Origin of the sequence: Candidatus Poriferisodalis sp., from assembly GCF_965208895.1 — a bacterium.
Lineage (GTDB): Bacteria > Actinomycetota > Acidimicrobiia > Acidimicrobiales > Poriferisodalaceae > Poriferisodalis.
In genome coordinates this window covers 1,089,613-1,103,341 of record NZ_OZ242363.1, presented here as the reverse complement: position 1 = coordinate 1,103,341, position 13,729 = coordinate 1,089,613, and the positions used below count along the sequence as shown (strand labels likewise).

General features: G+C 67.1%; 11 protein-coding genes. 8 read left to right on the top strand and 3 right to left on the bottom strand.

All coding sequences use genetic code 11. The features are described from left to right. The first annotated feature begins 339 nt into the window (after positions 1-339). The 4 genes from pgsA to ACOGJB_RS04985 all read left to right on the top strand — a co-directional run bounded on the left by pgsA (position 340) and on the right by ACOGJB_RS04985 (position 4,446). Positions 340-939, top strand: a complete 600-nt coding sequence (gene pgsA, locus ACOGJB_RS05000; RefSeq protein ID WP_419839709.1) for a CDP-diacylglycerol--glycerol-3-phosphate 3-phosphatidyltransferase — start codon at positions 340-342, stop codon at positions 937-939. Positions 940-1,033: 94 nt separating this feature from the next. After that, entirely contained in the window at positions 1,034-2,518 is a 1,485-nt protein-coding gene (locus ACOGJB_RS04995; protein ID WP_419839708.1) for a molybdopterin-binding protein, read from the top strand. A 100-nt stretch (positions 2,519-2,618) separates the two neighbouring features. Further along, the gene (locus tag ACOGJB_RS04990; protein ID WP_419839707.1) at positions 2,619-3,521 is read left to right on the top strand and encodes a TIGR03560 family F420-dependent LLM class oxidoreductase; all 903 of its coding nucleotides are present in this window, start codon (positions 2,619-2,621) and stop codon (positions 3,519-3,521) included. 73 nt (positions 3,522-3,594) lie between these two features. After that, on the top strand, positions 3,595-4,446 hold the full coding sequence (locus ACOGJB_RS04985; RefSeq protein ID WP_419839706.1) for a TIGR03619 family F420-dependent LLM class oxidoreductase: 852 nt from the start codon (positions 3,595-3,597) through the stop codon (positions 4,444-4,446). 35 nt (positions 4,447-4,481) lie between these two features. On the opposite strand, the gene ACOGJB_RS04980 is transcribed toward ACOGJB_RS04985, so the two are convergent. The 3 genes from ACOGJB_RS04980 to ACOGJB_RS04970 form a co-directional block, all read right to left on the bottom strand. Then, on the bottom strand, positions 4,482-5,726 hold the full coding sequence (locus ACOGJB_RS04980) for a CaiB/BaiF CoA transferase family protein (protein ID WP_419839705.1): 1,245 nt from the start codon (positions 5,724-5,726) through the stop codon (positions 4,482-4,484). 112 nt (positions 5,727-5,838) lie between these two features. Continuing rightward, a complete protein-coding gene (locus ACOGJB_RS04975; RefSeq protein ID WP_419839704.1) occupies positions 5,839-6,456 on the bottom strand; it encodes an MFS transporter in 618 nt (205 codons plus the stop codon). Positions 6,457-6,564: 108 nt separating this feature from the next. Then, positions 6,565-7,425, bottom strand: coding sequence for an enoyl-CoA hydratase/isomerase family protein (locus ACOGJB_RS04970; protein WP_419839703.1), 861 nt, complete (start codon positions 7,423-7,425; stop codon positions 6,565-6,567). Positions 7,426-7,840: 415 nt separating this feature from the next. On the opposite strand from ACOGJB_RS04970, the gene recA reads away from it, so the two are divergent. The 4 genes from recA to ACOGJB_RS04950 all read left to right on the top strand — a co-directional run bounded on the left by recA (position 7,841) and on the right by ACOGJB_RS04950 (position 13,711). Beyond that, positions 7,841-8,926, top strand: a complete 1,086-nt coding sequence (gene recA, locus ACOGJB_RS04965) for a recombinase RecA (RefSeq protein ID WP_419839702.1) — start codon at positions 7,841-7,843, stop codon at positions 8,924-8,926. A 188-nt stretch (positions 8,927-9,114) separates the two neighbouring features. Further along, positions 9,115-10,908, top strand: coding sequence for a flavin-containing monooxygenase (locus ACOGJB_RS04960; RefSeq protein ID WP_419839701.1), 1,794 nt, complete (start codon positions 9,115-9,117; stop codon positions 10,906-10,908). Between the two features lie 46 nt (positions 10,909-10,954). Then, on the top strand, positions 10,955-12,553 hold the full coding sequence (locus tag ACOGJB_RS04955) for a MiaB/RimO family radical SAM methylthiotransferase (RefSeq protein WP_419839700.1): 1,599 nt from the start codon (positions 10,955-10,957) through the stop codon (positions 12,551-12,553). A gap of 84 nt (positions 12,554-12,637) precedes the next feature. Next, positions 12,638-13,711, top strand: coding sequence for a tRNA (adenosine(37)-N6)-dimethylallyltransferase (locus tag ACOGJB_RS04950; RefSeq protein ID WP_419839699.1), 1,074 nt, complete (start codon positions 12,638-12,640; stop codon positions 13,709-13,711). Positions 13,712-13,729 lie beyond the last annotated feature (18 nt).

The following is a 13,729-nucleotide window of genomic DNA, read 5'->3' as shown; positions in this document are numbered from 1 at the left end:
AGCAACAAAAGCGCCCTGCACATTGGCGACACGCTCCAAAATGTCATCTGACCTGCACAAACGCGGCTCAAAGGCGGCGCGGAACGGCCCGGAGAGGGCAGATCGCCAATGTGGAGTACCCCCCGTTTGAAGTGTGGAGCCTCCTTCTGGGGCCTAAGCAGGCCGAGCAAACCCGCAGGTCAGGGGCACCAATCGCTAACTCGCGACCAAGCCGGCTCAGGAAGCCTCTGCGCAAACCGCCGCGCCAATTCAGCAGACGAGACGTGGGCGAGGGGTCGGCGACGGATGAGCGGTGGCCAGCATCCCGCCCCACCCCTGCTGCCGTAGCCTCGCCGGGCAATGGCGGTTCCGGATGGGGAGGACGCGCCTCCGGCGTTCGGGCCGGCGGCTCTGGTCACTCCGGCCAACCTCGTGACGGTCGCCCGCATCGCGGCCTCGCCGGTTTTCATCGTGATGATCGTGTCGTGGGGCGCACGGTGGGCAACGTTCGCCGTCGGGTTCGTGATCGCCATGACCGACTACCTCGACGGATGGCTTGCCCGCCGTCACGGCCCGACGCGCGCCGGCGCATTCTTGGACCCGCTGGCAGACAAGGTATTCGTGCTCGGCGGGATGGCTGCACTCGTGTGGAATGGCCAATTTCACGTGGTGCCGGTGGTCATCATCGCCGTGCGAGAGCTGGCGATCAGCGCGTACCGGTCAAGAGCCGGTCGCCGGGGCATCTCGATCCCGGCCACCAAGCTGGCCAAGTGGAAGACGTTCACCCAGCTCTGGGCCATCGGCTTCGCAGTCATGCCGCCGCTGGCGACGAACGCCCACTGGGTCGCCACGCTCACCTTGTGGGTTGCGGTGGCGCTGACCGTTTGGACCGGCTGGTCGTACCTGCGCTCGGCACGCAGCGTTGCCGCAGCTCAGCTCGGCGACGACGCAGACGGCTGACGCCGACCCGGTAGGCGGAACCGTGGCCCGCGCGGCCCGTGGTGCAGCGAGCGGGCAGGGTGCGCGCAGCCGGCCGCAATTAGGGTCACGCCTTGTGAAGACCGAGATCGTCGCCGTGGGAACAGAACTGCTGCTGGGCCAGATCGTCGACACCAATTCGTCGTGGATGGGCGAACAGCTCGCCTTGGCCGGCATCGACAGCCACTACCAGACGAAAGTGGGCGACAACTGGGACCGCATCGACGCATCGTTCCGGCTGGCGCTTGACCGCAGCGACGCCGTCATCGTGTGCGGCGGGCTGGGGCCGACCCAAGACGACATCACCCGTGAAGTCCTCGCATCGGTGATGGGTGTTGAACTGGTGCTCGATGAGCGGATCGCCGAGCGGATCCGGGCGATGTTCGCGAGCCGCAGCCGCCCGATGCCCGAGAACAACCTGCGCCAGGCCATGGTGCCAACCGGTGCCTCGCCGATCCCGCAGCAGCCCGGCACGGCCCCTGGATTGATGGCGCCGATTCGCTGGGTGCGGGGCGTGGGTGCAGTGCCGCCGGGCGCCGAGCCTCCAGACGGCGCTGAGGTGCTCGACCGCGTGGTCTACGTGGTGCCCGGCGTGCCCTATGAGATGCGCGAGATGCTCAACGGCACGGTGCTGGGCGATCTGCAGCGGCGTGCCGGTGTCAGCGCCACGATCGAGAGCCGGGTCCTGCGGACGTGGGGCCAGAGCGAATCGGGGCTGGCCGAGATGCTGTCCGGCCGCATCGACGAACTCGACGAGACCGGCAACCCGACGCTCGCGTTCCTGGCCAGCGGCATCGAGGGCATCAAGGTCCGCATCACGGCCAAGGGGGCTGACTCTGCTGAGGCGTGGAGTCTGATCGACGCCGAGCAGGCGGTGTTGGAACCGCTGCTGGGCGATTTGGTGTTCGCCTACGACGACGACAACATGGAAATGGCAGTGCTCGGTGAGCTCAGCCGGCTCGGGCTGACGCTCGGCGTCGCTGAGACGATCACCGGTGGCCGAATGGCGAACCGCCTGTCATCCGCCGAAGCGGCCATGCGGGCAGGCACCGCCTTGGGCGGGGCGAAGCTGGGCGATCCTGGCTTGGCGTCGGCAGGCGACGCGGAGACGAATTCAGCAGACTCGGCGGCGTCAGCTCGTTCGAGTGTTCGGACGTTCGCCGGCGGCATCGTGGCCCGCTCAGAGCACTTGGCCGAGTACCTGCTGCATGCCGGTTCGTCGGAAGTGTCGCCCATGGGAGATGGCCTCGTGCCTCCGCTGGCGTCGACCGCCGGTGCCGAAGCGCTTGCACGGGCCGCTCGGCTGCGCACTGGCGCCAGCGTCGGCCTTGCAGTGACAGCAGTCGAGGACCGTGCTTCAGCAACACCCGAGCACCCATACGGCACCGCATTCCTTGCTGTGTCGATTTCGGCGCAAGCGGCGCACGGCGACACACCCGCCGTGGCGCACCGGGACTCCGCAGACGAGATCCGCCTGCCCGGCGACCGCGAGCGGCTTGCCGACTACAGCGCCATCTCGGCGCTCAACTTGTTGCGCCTGATGCTGACCGGCCGCCGATAGCGGGCTGATTCGACAGCTCGAGTCGGGGCTCAAACGGTCCCCACGCGACGACTGCTGCAGGCTTACCGCGAATTCGAACTCTGGATGGCAGGCTGTCCCGATGCGTTTCGGATTCTGGACCAAGAACGACCAAGAGATCTCAGCAATCATCGAGTGCTGCCAGCACGCCGAGACAACCGGCTGGGACGGCCTGTGGTTTGCCGACCACTTCATGCCCAACGAGGAGAACGTGGATCAGCCCGTGCACGAGGCCTGGTCGGTGCTGGCCGCGCTGGCAGTGGCAGTGCCCCGGGTTCGGCTGGGTCCGCTGGTTGCGGGCAACACGTATCGCAATCCGGCGCTGACCGCCAAGACTGCCGCGACCATCGATCACATCTCCGGCGGCCGGGTGGTGCTCGGCATCGGTGCCGGCTGGCAGGAGAACGAGCACGAGGCCTACGGCTTCGAATTCGGCACGCTGCGCAGCCGCATGGACCGATTCGACGAAGCCGTCGAGATCATCAGCTCACTGCTCGGCAACCACCGCACGAACCTGAACGGCGAGCACTACACGGTGACTGACGCGCCGCTGGATCCCAAGCCGGTGCAGTCGCCCATCCCGCTGCTCATCGGCGGGGGCGGGCGCAAGCGCACCCTGCGTACCACCGCTCGCTGGGCCACCGAGTGGAACTACTGGGGCATGCCCGACGACATCGCCGATCTGTGCAGCGTGCTCAACGGGCACTGCGAGGCGATCGACCGCGACCCCGCGGAGATCAGCCGCTCCGCGTGCGCCCTGCTGTTCATCAACGAAGACTCCGCCAAGCTGGACCGCTTCCGCGCCATGGACCTGGGCCGGGCCACCATCGTGGGCACCCCCGACGAGGTCAGCGAGGTTGTGGAGCAATACCGGCAAGTCGGCGTCGACGAGCTGATCATCCCCGATTTCACGTTCGGCCCGATGGAGGCCAAGAAGCACTCGATGGACCTGTTCATCAATCAGGTAGCCCCCAACTTCCCCTGAGCACGCCGCGCGAACGCCAGCTGGCGTACCCCGCACGGCACCAGACCACGAGCCAGACCACGAAGGGAATGCGATGAAGATCGGACTGTTTCAGATCAACATGGGGGCGCTGGGTGATGCGGCCGGCCCCGAGGGCGCCGGGCGAATTGCCGTCGCCGCCGAGCAAGCCGGCTTCGAGTCGGTGTGGACGGGGGAGCATGTGGTGCTTCCCGATCCGCAGGCACCGCCGTCGCCGTTGCCGCCGCTGCACCCGATGCTCGATCCAGCAGTTGCGCTCGCCTACGTTGCAGCGCTCACCAGCGAGATCAAGCTGGGCACCGGCATCATCATCGTCCCCCAGCGCAACCCGCTGGTGCTGGCCAAGGAGCTCGCCAGTGTGGACGTGCTGTCGGGGGGACGGCTGCTGTTCGGCGTGGGCGTCGGCTATCTGGGCGCCGAGTTCGAGGCGTTGGGAATCCCCATGGAAGACCGAGCCCGCCGCACCGAGGAGTACATCGAGGCGATGCGGGCGATCTGGTCGATGGATCAGCCGGCCTACGACGGCGAGTTCGTGAATTTCTCGGACGTGCAGGCCCGGCCCCGGCCAGTCCAACAGCCGGGACCGCCGGTGGTGATGGGCGGCCATACGGCTCCTGCCTACCGCCGCGCCGTCACCATGAGCGAGGGCTGGTACGGGTTCGCGCTCGACTACGACGGCACCCAGCACTGCATCGAAGGGCTGTCCGAAGCGGGCGCCCGCTACGACCGCCCCTCCGAGCTCGGCCGCTTGGAGATCACCGTCACGCCCCGGGTTCGCCCGACACCGGAGATGGTCGAGCGCTTCGCCGAGATGGGCGTCGACCGGCTGGTGCTGCTGCCCAACGGCCAGACCGTCGACGAGATTGCCGCGTTCGTCGACCACATCGGCGAAACCCTGCTGTCCTGAGGTCGCGGCATCGTCTCCGCTGACGCGCCGTCGGGTCAGCGGCGTGCGGGGCCCGACTGGCGGAAGACGGGCGGGCCGGCGGAGACCACGCCGTCGGCTTCGAGCGTGTCGATCGTGGTGTCGTCCAGGCCTGCTAATTCGGCGAGTACTTCGCGGTTGTGCTGCCCGCGGTCGCCGGAGACTGATCCGGGCCGGGCGCCTGCGTCTGCTTCGGCAAAGCGCCACGGCGACTGCGGCACCGTGAGCGGCACCGCCGCTTCGCCGGCCACAACATCCACGAAGGCGCCTCGCTCCTGCGCCCAGGGGGTCTCGGCCAATTCGGCCACCGTGCGCACCTCGGCGGCCATCACCGACTTCACGCCGATCGCGTTCTCCACGGCTTCGGCGCTGTCGAATTGGCTCACCCACTCGGCGAAGATCGCCTCGATCTCTTCCCGATGATTCACCCGGTCCTCGATGCGGGCGAACCGGGGGTCCTCGCGCAGATCGGGACGATCCATCGCTGCGGTGATCACCTTCATGCCGAAGTTGGCGGTCAGGTCCAGCGTCACGGTGACGTGCCGGCCATTCGACAGGGGGTAGATCGCGGCCCAGTTCTGACCTCCCTTGAAGCCGATCTGGGGGTCTTGGCCGGTCATGTCGGTGGCGGCCAGGTCGTTGCACATGAGCGTGCTCTCGGCCATGGACACCTCGACGGCCTGCCCGTGGCCGGTCCGGTGCCGCATGTGCAGTGCCGCCAAGATCGCGCCCAGCGCATGGAGCCCGGTGTAGGTGTCGGCATGGGACATCGGATCGTTGCGGTAGGGCTCATTGCCGCGCCGGCGAGCCACCATCTCGGTGACGCCGGCCTCGGCGTGCAGGACCCCCGCAAAGGCGCCGCGGTGGCTGCGGCTGTTCCCGTGCCCCCAGCCCGACACCGAAGCGACGATGATCCCGGGGTTGACCTCCGCGAGCGCGTCGTACCCCAGCCCGAGCTTGTCGAGCACGCCGGGGCGGTAGTTCTCGAGCACGATGTCGGCCTTGGGAACCATGGTCATCAGTACTTCGCGGCCCGCCTCAGTCGTGAGGTCGAGCGAAACGCATTCCTTGCCGGCGTTGAACTGTGCGAAATAGGCCGACTGGCCGTCCACGTGCGGCACAACGAAGCGGGTCAGATCGGCATCGGGCGGCTCGATCTTCACCACCCGGGCGCCGAGGTCGGCGAGCAGGCGGCCGGCAATCGGGCCCGCGACAGCGCGGGTCAGGTCCAGCACCAATACATCTTCGAGCGGCCGTTCCACGGCGTTTGACGATAGAGCCGCGCGGCGGCCGTTGCCCGGTCTCAGGTACCGCAACCTCGACGTCGAGGCGAAACCCGACGATCTGTGCGGGCGCGGCGGCTGTTGCCCGGTCTCAGGTGCCGCGTCCCGCGCTGCCGGCCGGCACCGGCATCCAGACGCTGGGCGGTGACAGTTGCGCGGGAGAACGCCGTAGCGGCGCAGGGGTGGCCGGCTCGAGCAGCACCGGGTCGGGTGTCAGCCCCCAGATGACCACCACCCCCGCAAGCGCAACGGCCCCGGCGAGCGCAATCGGCAACAGCGTTCCGCCTGAGCTCTCCAGCAGGAAGAACATGGCGATCGGGCCGATCATGCTCCCGATCCCGTAACAGAAGAACAACCGCCCCAGCACCGAACCGATGCCGGCCACGCCAAAGAGATGGGGTGTCACATCGCCCTGCAGCGCAACGAAGCCGCCGTAGCCGATGCCCAAGATGACGGCGAACACCACGATCTGCGCGTAGCGATCCGAGGCGAAGAACCAGATCGCGAACGCAGCCGGCAGCATTGCGAACGAGATCTTCAATAGGCGGATCGACCACAGGGGTCGAGCGAAGCTGGTCAGCAGCAGCCGACCGAAAATGCTCGCACCGCCGACCACAGACAGCAGCCACGCGGCCGCGCCGGCACTGATGCCGACGGACGTCGCGAAGGGGATGATCGCGCCGAAGGTGTAGATGGTGCCGAAGGCCACGCCACACGCCAGTCCTGCGGCCGATCGCCACCAACCAGGCGCGCCACGAGTCGATGAGCTCGGGTTGGCTCGCAAGCGGGGGAGCGGCGGTCGCCACAGCTCGGGCCGTCAGCCCTCTGTGCTGATCTCGCCAGTGAGGTCTGCCACTCGTATCTCGCCTTCTCGTGTCTGCCCGCCGAGTTCGAGAAACTGTTCCATTGCAGGCATGGCCTGTGGAGTCCGCAACAGCCGCTGGAAGAGGTACCGCTCTTCGAACAAACCTTCCCGCAGCGGCAACTCGTCAGCAGCGTTGACAGCCTGCTTGGCCAGCGCGATGGCATGGGGCGGGAACTTCGCGATGCGGTAAGCCAACGCAGTCACGAAGGGCCTCAGCTCGTCGGCGGGCAGCGCCCGGTTCAGATAACCCCACTGCTCGGCGGCGCGCGCGTCGAGGTCGACGCCGCCCAGGATCACCTCCATGGCTCGCCCTCGCCCGACCAGGCGTGGAAGACGCTGGGTGCCGGTGCCGCCGGGCAGGATGCCGATGGGCACCTCCATCTGGTTGATGACGGTGCGATCGATGGCGCCGAAGCGCATGTCGCACGACATCGACAGCTCGCTCCCGCCGCCGCCGACCCGGCCGCCGATCTCGACGATGGTGGCCTTCGCCATCGTGCGGTAGCGCTCGCACATGTCATGGAACCCGGCGTGCTCGGTGGGCCGCTCGGCCTCTCCGTCGGTCGGGTAGCCCAGGATCGCCGTCACGTCGAAGTGCGCGATGAAGAAATCTGGGTTGTCGCTGCGCAGCACGACCACCCGCACCGAGTCGTCATCGGCCACGTGCGTACTGAACTTGGCGAGCTCGCGAAACAGTGCAGGCGTCATCACGTTGATCGGCGGTGCGTCGATGGTGGCAAACGCCACCCCTGCGTCACGTTCGATATGCAGCAGCACGAAATCGTCGTCGGTCATCTGGGCTGGGGTGCTCATGGGTCGCAGCGTGCCACATGACTGTGACATCGCGACGTGCCGAGCCCCGGTTCGCCGGGCACGCCTGAGGTGGCGTGCAGCCTCATCGAACGCGTCCGAATCGATCATCAGGCCGTGCCTGCTGCGTTGTGCGCGACTGAGGTGGCGTGCAATGTCCAGATTCGGCCCGTCTTGCCTTGACACGAACTGATGTTCGGAACTACATTGCTGTTATTCGAAGTGGCCGTCGCGTCAGCGCAGAGCGCAGGGGCGGCGGCTGCCAGTGCAGCGGCGTGCGGCGTACCGAGCGTTGCCGCGGTCCGCAGGAGATCAACCGGCAGAAAATCACCCGAGAATTGTCACACCCCGCTTCTACGGTGCCCCTAGACGGCATCGCACGCTGGGTGCGGCCGAACGGGAGTCCGAGGAGGACGACATGGCTCAGCAAGACACAGATCGGAACCGAGCACTGGACATGACGCTCACGCAGATCCGCCGCCAGTTCGGCGACGGGTCCGTGATGAAGATGGGCGAGAAACACCACATGGCGGTCGAGGCGATCTCCTCGGGCAGCCTCGCGATCGATTTGGCGCTCGGCATCGGGGGCTTTCCCCGCGGCCGGGTGGTGGAGGTGTACGGCCCCGAGGCATCGGGCAAGTCCACGCTCGCCATGCACCTGGTGGCCGAGGCGCAGCGCACCGGCGGCGTGTGCGCCTACGTTGACGCCGAGCATGCGATGGACCCGGTGTATGCGAAGAACATCGGCGTCGATGTCGACGAGCTGCTGATTTCCCAGCCCGACACCGGCGAGCAGGCGCTCGAGATCACCGACATGCTCATCCGCTCGGGCGCCATCGATGTCGTGGTGATCGACTCGGTGGCGGCGCTCACGCCGCGGGCCGAGATCGAGGGCGAGATGGGCGACCACCATGTCGGATTGCAGGCGCGCCTCATGTCCCAGGCGCTGCGCAAGCTCACCGCCAACCTGAACAAGACCAAGACGATCTGTGTGTTCATCAACCAACTGCGCGAGAAGATCGGCGTGATGTTCGGCAGTCCCGAGACGACGTCGGGCGGTCGGGCGCTGAAGTTCTACTCGTCTGTGCGGATCGACATCCGCCGTATCGAAGCCATCAAGGTCGAGGGCGAAGTGGTGGGCGGGCGTACCCGCGTCAAGGTCGTCAAGAACAAGGTGGCGCCGCCGTTCCGCCAGGCCGAGTTCGACATCATGTACGGCAAGGGCATCAGCCGTGAGGGCTCGCTGCTCGACGTGGGCGTCGAGCACGGCATCGTGAAGAAGTCGGGTGCTTGGTACACCTACGAGGGCGAGCAGTTGGGCCAAGGCCGCGAGAACGCCAAGAAGTTCTTGATCGCCAATCCCGAGATCACCGTCGAGATCGACGGCCGCATCCGCTCAACGCTCGGCATCGGAGTCGACGGTGAGGCCGACGACTCCGACGCCGACGTGCTCGACCGCCTCGACGACGCCCAGGCACGGGCCGAAGGCGCCAGCGTCGACTGACACCGTCGACGAGCAGCGACCGCCGGCGTCGGCCCCGGTCGGCTCGTGCCGATCCGCACGGCACAACGGCAGCCGTAACGAGCACTCTGGCGAATCGGCGCTGCATCGCGGTGGTGCCCTAGCCTGATCCGGTCGTAGGCGAGCGGGGCGATTCGGCCTCGGCTTGGTCTCGGATCGGGGAGAATCAGGTGGCGCAGCAGAGCGGGAAGCAGAAGACCGACAAGCCGCAGAACATCTTCAACTTCGACTACTCGCGAGAGGCCGACGGGCGGCCGCCGCAGTCGTACTACGACGACATCAAGCGACGCTTTGCCGAAGAACGCGACCTGCGGCTGAGCTACCGGCCTCCGGGCACGCAGCTCTATACCTCCGACCTCGACGGAGATCTGGCCCGCTACGCCGAAGATCCGTACGCGACCGAGCGCATCGAGCGTCCGCCAGTGCACGACGAGGTCGAGGTGCTGTTCATCGGGGGCGGATTCTCGGCGCTGCTGACGTCGGCTCGGCTGCGCCAGAAGGGTGTCGAGAGCATCCGCATCATCGAACGCGGCGCCGACGTGGGCGGCACGTGGTACTGGAATCGATACCCGGGTGTGGCCTGCGATGTCGTGTCGTACGACTACTTGCCGCTGTTGGACGAGACCGGCTACGTGCCGTCGCGCCACTACGCCACCGGCGACGAGATCTACGAGTACTGCCGGATGATCGCTCAGAAGTACGAGCTCTACGACCTGGCGATGTTCCAGACAACGGTGACCTCGACGATTTGGGACGGCGAAGCTGAGGTGTGGCGCATCGGCACCGACCGGGGTGATGAGATCACAGCCCAGTTCGTCATCTGTGCCAACGGCACCCTCGCGAAGCCCAAGCTGGCGGTCATCGAAGGAATGGAACGGTTTGGCGGCCACTCATTCCACACGTCTCGGTGGGACTACGACTACACCGGCGGCGATCTCGAGAACCTCGCCGACAAGCGGGTCGGCATCATCGGCACTGGCGCGACGGCAGTGCAGGCCATCCCGCAGCTCGGCGAGATGTCCTCCGAGCTCTACGTCTTCCAGCGCACGCCGTCCTCGATCGACATCCGTGACGATTGGGAGACCGACCAGGAGTGGGCGGCGAAGCTGGAGCCGGGCTGGCAGGCGCGCCGGCGCGAGCGAGCAATGGCAGGACCCCGCATCAGCGACGAGCAGAAGGCGCGCCGTGCGGCGATGACCCGCGAGGAGAAGATCCGCCGTCAGGAGAACGCCAACATTGACGCGATGATGCGCATCCACCGGCGCATCGACGAGGTCGTGGAAGACCCTGAGACAGCCGAAGCGCTCAAGCCCTGGTACATGCTGATGTGCAAGCGGCCCTGCTTCCACAACGACTACCTGCCCACGTTCAACCGGTCGAACGTGCACTTGGTCGACACCAAGGGCAAGGGCATCACCCAGATCACCGAACAGGGGCCGCTCCTCGACGGCACGCAGTACGAGCTCGACCTGCTCATCTACGCCACCGGCTTCGAGGTGCAGCAGACCGGCATCTACAACCGCATCGTCGGCGAGAACGATCTCGAGCTCAACGACAAGTACTCCGAGGGCATCCGCACGCTGCTGGGCATCCACACGGCCGGCTACCCAAACCTGTTCATCATGGGCGGCTACCAGGCCTTCTTTGCCTTCAACCTGACCGATGTGCTCAACAGCCAGGGCGAGCACATCGCCGAGTGCATCGACTTCGTCCGCCGGGGCGGTCTGCAGTCGATGGATTGCCTGCCCGAAGCCGAGGAGTGGTGGGTGCAGCAGGTCATCGCCAACCGCGGCAAGACCACTCGCAACCGCGACTGCACTCCCGGTTACTACAACTTCGAGGGTGCCGAGAACCGACGCCAGGACGGCAACTTCAACGGCAACATCAAGCAGTACCTGGGCTTCATGTCGCACGCCCGCGAAAACATGTCGCAGAACTTCGCCTTTACCCGGTCCAGAGGCTGAGCCCCGGGCCCGAGCGGCCCGCGAGCGCGCCCCTAGCCTTGACGCCGTGGCTGCGGGCGAGCATGAGGGCGACGTCGAGGGCCGGCGCAGCTATTTCGTGCGCACCTATGGGTGCCAGATGAACGAGCACGATTCCGAGCGAATCGCAGGCCTGCTCGAAGCCGACGACTTGGTGGCCGCGTCGACGATGGCCGATGCCGATGTGATCGTGTTGAACACCTGCTGCATTCGCGAGAACGCCGACAACAAGCTCTACGGGCAACTCGGGCACCTCAAGCGCCTCAAAGAGGAACGGCCAGACGTGCAGATCGCAGTTGCCGGCTGCCTGGCGCAGAAGGACCAGGACTTGGTCCGCCAGCGGGCGCCCCATGTCGATGTGGTCTTCGGCACTCACAACGTGGCACGCGCCGTCGACTTGCTGAGCGAGGCTCGCGTGTCGGGCCCGGTGACGGAGATCCTTGCCGAGTCTGAAGAATTCCCATCGGCGCTGCCGGTACGGCGAGATGCCCAGCACGTCGCGTGGGTCACGATCCAGATCGGCTGCGACAACTCGTGCGCGTTCTGCATCGTGCCCTCCGTTCGGGGCCGCGAGATCTCCCGCCCGTTTGGCGAACTCATCGACGAGGTGCGTCGTCTGGCAGCCGACGGCGTCAGCGAGGTGACACTGCTCGGGCAGAACGTCAACAGCTACGGCCGCGACGTCACCCTGGCGCTGCGCAGCACCAACGTTGCGCCGACATGGGACCACCTCGCTGATGCCAGGCTCGGTGGCACGAGCGGTTCAGCGGTACCGGGCAGCTCCGCCGGTGCTGTGCTGCGCGGCGCGAACGGTGCACCTCCCCTGGACCATCGCGCCGATGCGGTCTGGCGTGCGGGCGAGGCTTGGGTCGATGGGCGGCGCACCGCCCGCCCGCTGTTCGGCGACCTGCTCCGCGCGGTCGGTGCAGTCGACGGCATCGAGCGGGTGCGCTTCACCAGCCCGCACCCGAAGGACCTGCGAGCCGACGTGATCTCGGCGATGGCCGAAACGCCCGAGGTGTGCGAGCACCTCCACCTGCCGCTGCAGTCCGGCAGCGACAACGTGCTCGCAGCCATGCACCGGGGCTACACCGCCCAGCGCTACCTGGAACGACTCGAGGCTGCCCGCGCCGTCGTCGTCGACCTCGCAGTCAGCACCGACATCATCGTGGGCTTTCCCGGCGAGTCCGAGCGCGACTTCGCTGCGACGCTGGAGCTGGCCGCAGAAGCCCGCTTCGACAGCGCATTCACCTTCGTCTTCTCGCCGCGGCCCGGCACCGAAGCGGTCGAGATGGCTGATCGCTTCGTGGCCCCTGACGTGTCGGCTGAGCGCATGGAGCGGCTGCGAGCCGTCATCGAGCGCTCGGCGCGCCTGGGCAACGAGTCCCGAGTCGGTCGCACCGAGGAGGTGCTGGTCGAGGGACCGTCCAAGCGAGATCCCGGCATGCTCTCCGGTCGGACCCGCCAGAACCGCCTGGTGCACTTCGCATCGACTGAACCGCTGCGAACGGGCACCTATGCCCGGGTGCTGGTGCGCGAGGCCGCCACCTTCCATCTCAGCGGTGAGCTCATCGAGGTCACCGCGCCAGCCCGACACCGCACCCGCATTCCGGTTGCCGCCCGCTGAGTCCGGGCGGTTGAGAGGCACCTCGTGCGCCGCCGCCGAGTCTCGCAGCGAGGCCATGCCTCGCGCGGCCCGTCAGCCTGTCTCATGACGACGGGAATCAAGAGCGGGGAGCACGGCGTCGGGGCCATGGGTGGAGACGGCGGCCACCGGCCACTGGTCATTGTGGGTCCGACGGCTTCGGGCAAGTCGGCGCTCGCACTCGAATTGGCCAGGCGTGCCCGCTCCCGGACCGAGACTGTGGGTCCGCCGGAATTGGTGTCGGTCGACTCCATGCAGGTCTACCGAGACATGGACATCGGCACTGCGAAACCCACTGCGCCCGAGCAGGCGGAGATTCCGCACCACCTCATCGACCTTGTCGAGCCTGCAGAGCGATTCACCGTCGTCGACTACGCCGACAACTTCTCCTCGGCAATGGCCGACATTGCCCGCCGCGGCGCAGTGCCCTTGCTCGTCGGCGGGACCGGCTTGTACCTGCGCGCCGTCGTCGACGGGTTGACCCCGCCGCCGGAGTTCACCGACATCGCCACCGAACTCGAATCCGAAGCCGCCGCCATATCGGTGGCGGCACCGGCACCGGACGGGCTCACCGTCTGCGGGGGCACGGCTGACTCGGCCGCGATTCGCCAAGCCGCAGAAGGTCGAGCGCCCGGCGCGGCCGTGCTGCACCAGCGCCTCGCCGAACTGGACCCTGTGGCCGCGTCACGCATGGAGCCGACGAACCTGCGGCGAATCGTGCGGGCGCTGTCGGTCTGCCTCGGAACCGGCCAGCCGTTCTCGTCGTTCGGACCGGGTCTGCAGACCTATCCCGAGGTTCCCTTCCGGCTCGTGGGGATCGACGTCGACCGCGACACGCTCGACGAGCGCATCGCCGAGAGGTACCGCCAACAGATGGACAAGGGATTCTTAGGCGAAGTCCGGGGCCTTGGGGAGGCACCATTGTCTCGCACCGCAGCGCAAGCCCTCGGCTACAAGGAACTTCGCGCGCACCTCGCGGGGGAGTGCACTCTGGTCGAGGCACTTGACGTTGCTGCCGCACGGACCCGGAAGTTCGCCCGCCGTCAGCAGCGTTGGTTTGCCAGAGACCCGCGGATCATGTGGATCCCGTCCGGGAGCACTGCGGAGATGGCGGACCGTGTGCAGCAACTCGAAGCCTGAAGACAACCGACCACACAA

What these genes read in the sequence shown, in the direction of transcription:
- pgsA (WP_419839709.1), top strand. Translation starts at nt 340, where the DNA reads ATGGCGGTTCCGGATGGGGAGGACGCGCCTCCGGCGTTCGGGCCGGCG.
- ACOGJB_RS04990 (WP_419839707.1), top strand. Translation starts at nt 2,619, where the DNA reads ATGCGTTTCGGATTCTGGACCAAGAACGACCAAGAGATCTCAGCAATC.
- ACOGJB_RS04985 (WP_419839706.1), top strand. Translation starts at nt 3,595, where the DNA reads ATGAAGATCGGACTGTTTCAGATCAACATGGGGGCGCTGGGTGATGCG.
- ACOGJB_RS04970 (WP_419839703.1), bottom strand. Translation starts at nt 7,425, where the DNA reads ATGAGCACCCCAGCCCAGATGACCGACGACGATTTCGTGCTGCTGCAT.
- recA (WP_419839702.1), top strand. Translation starts at nt 7,841, where the DNA reads ATGGCTCAGCAAGACACAGATCGGAACCGAGCACTGGACATGACGCTC.
- ACOGJB_RS04950 (WP_419839699.1), top strand. Translation starts at nt 12,638, where the DNA reads ATGACGACGGGAATCAAGAGCGGGGAGCACGGCGTCGGGGCCATGGGT.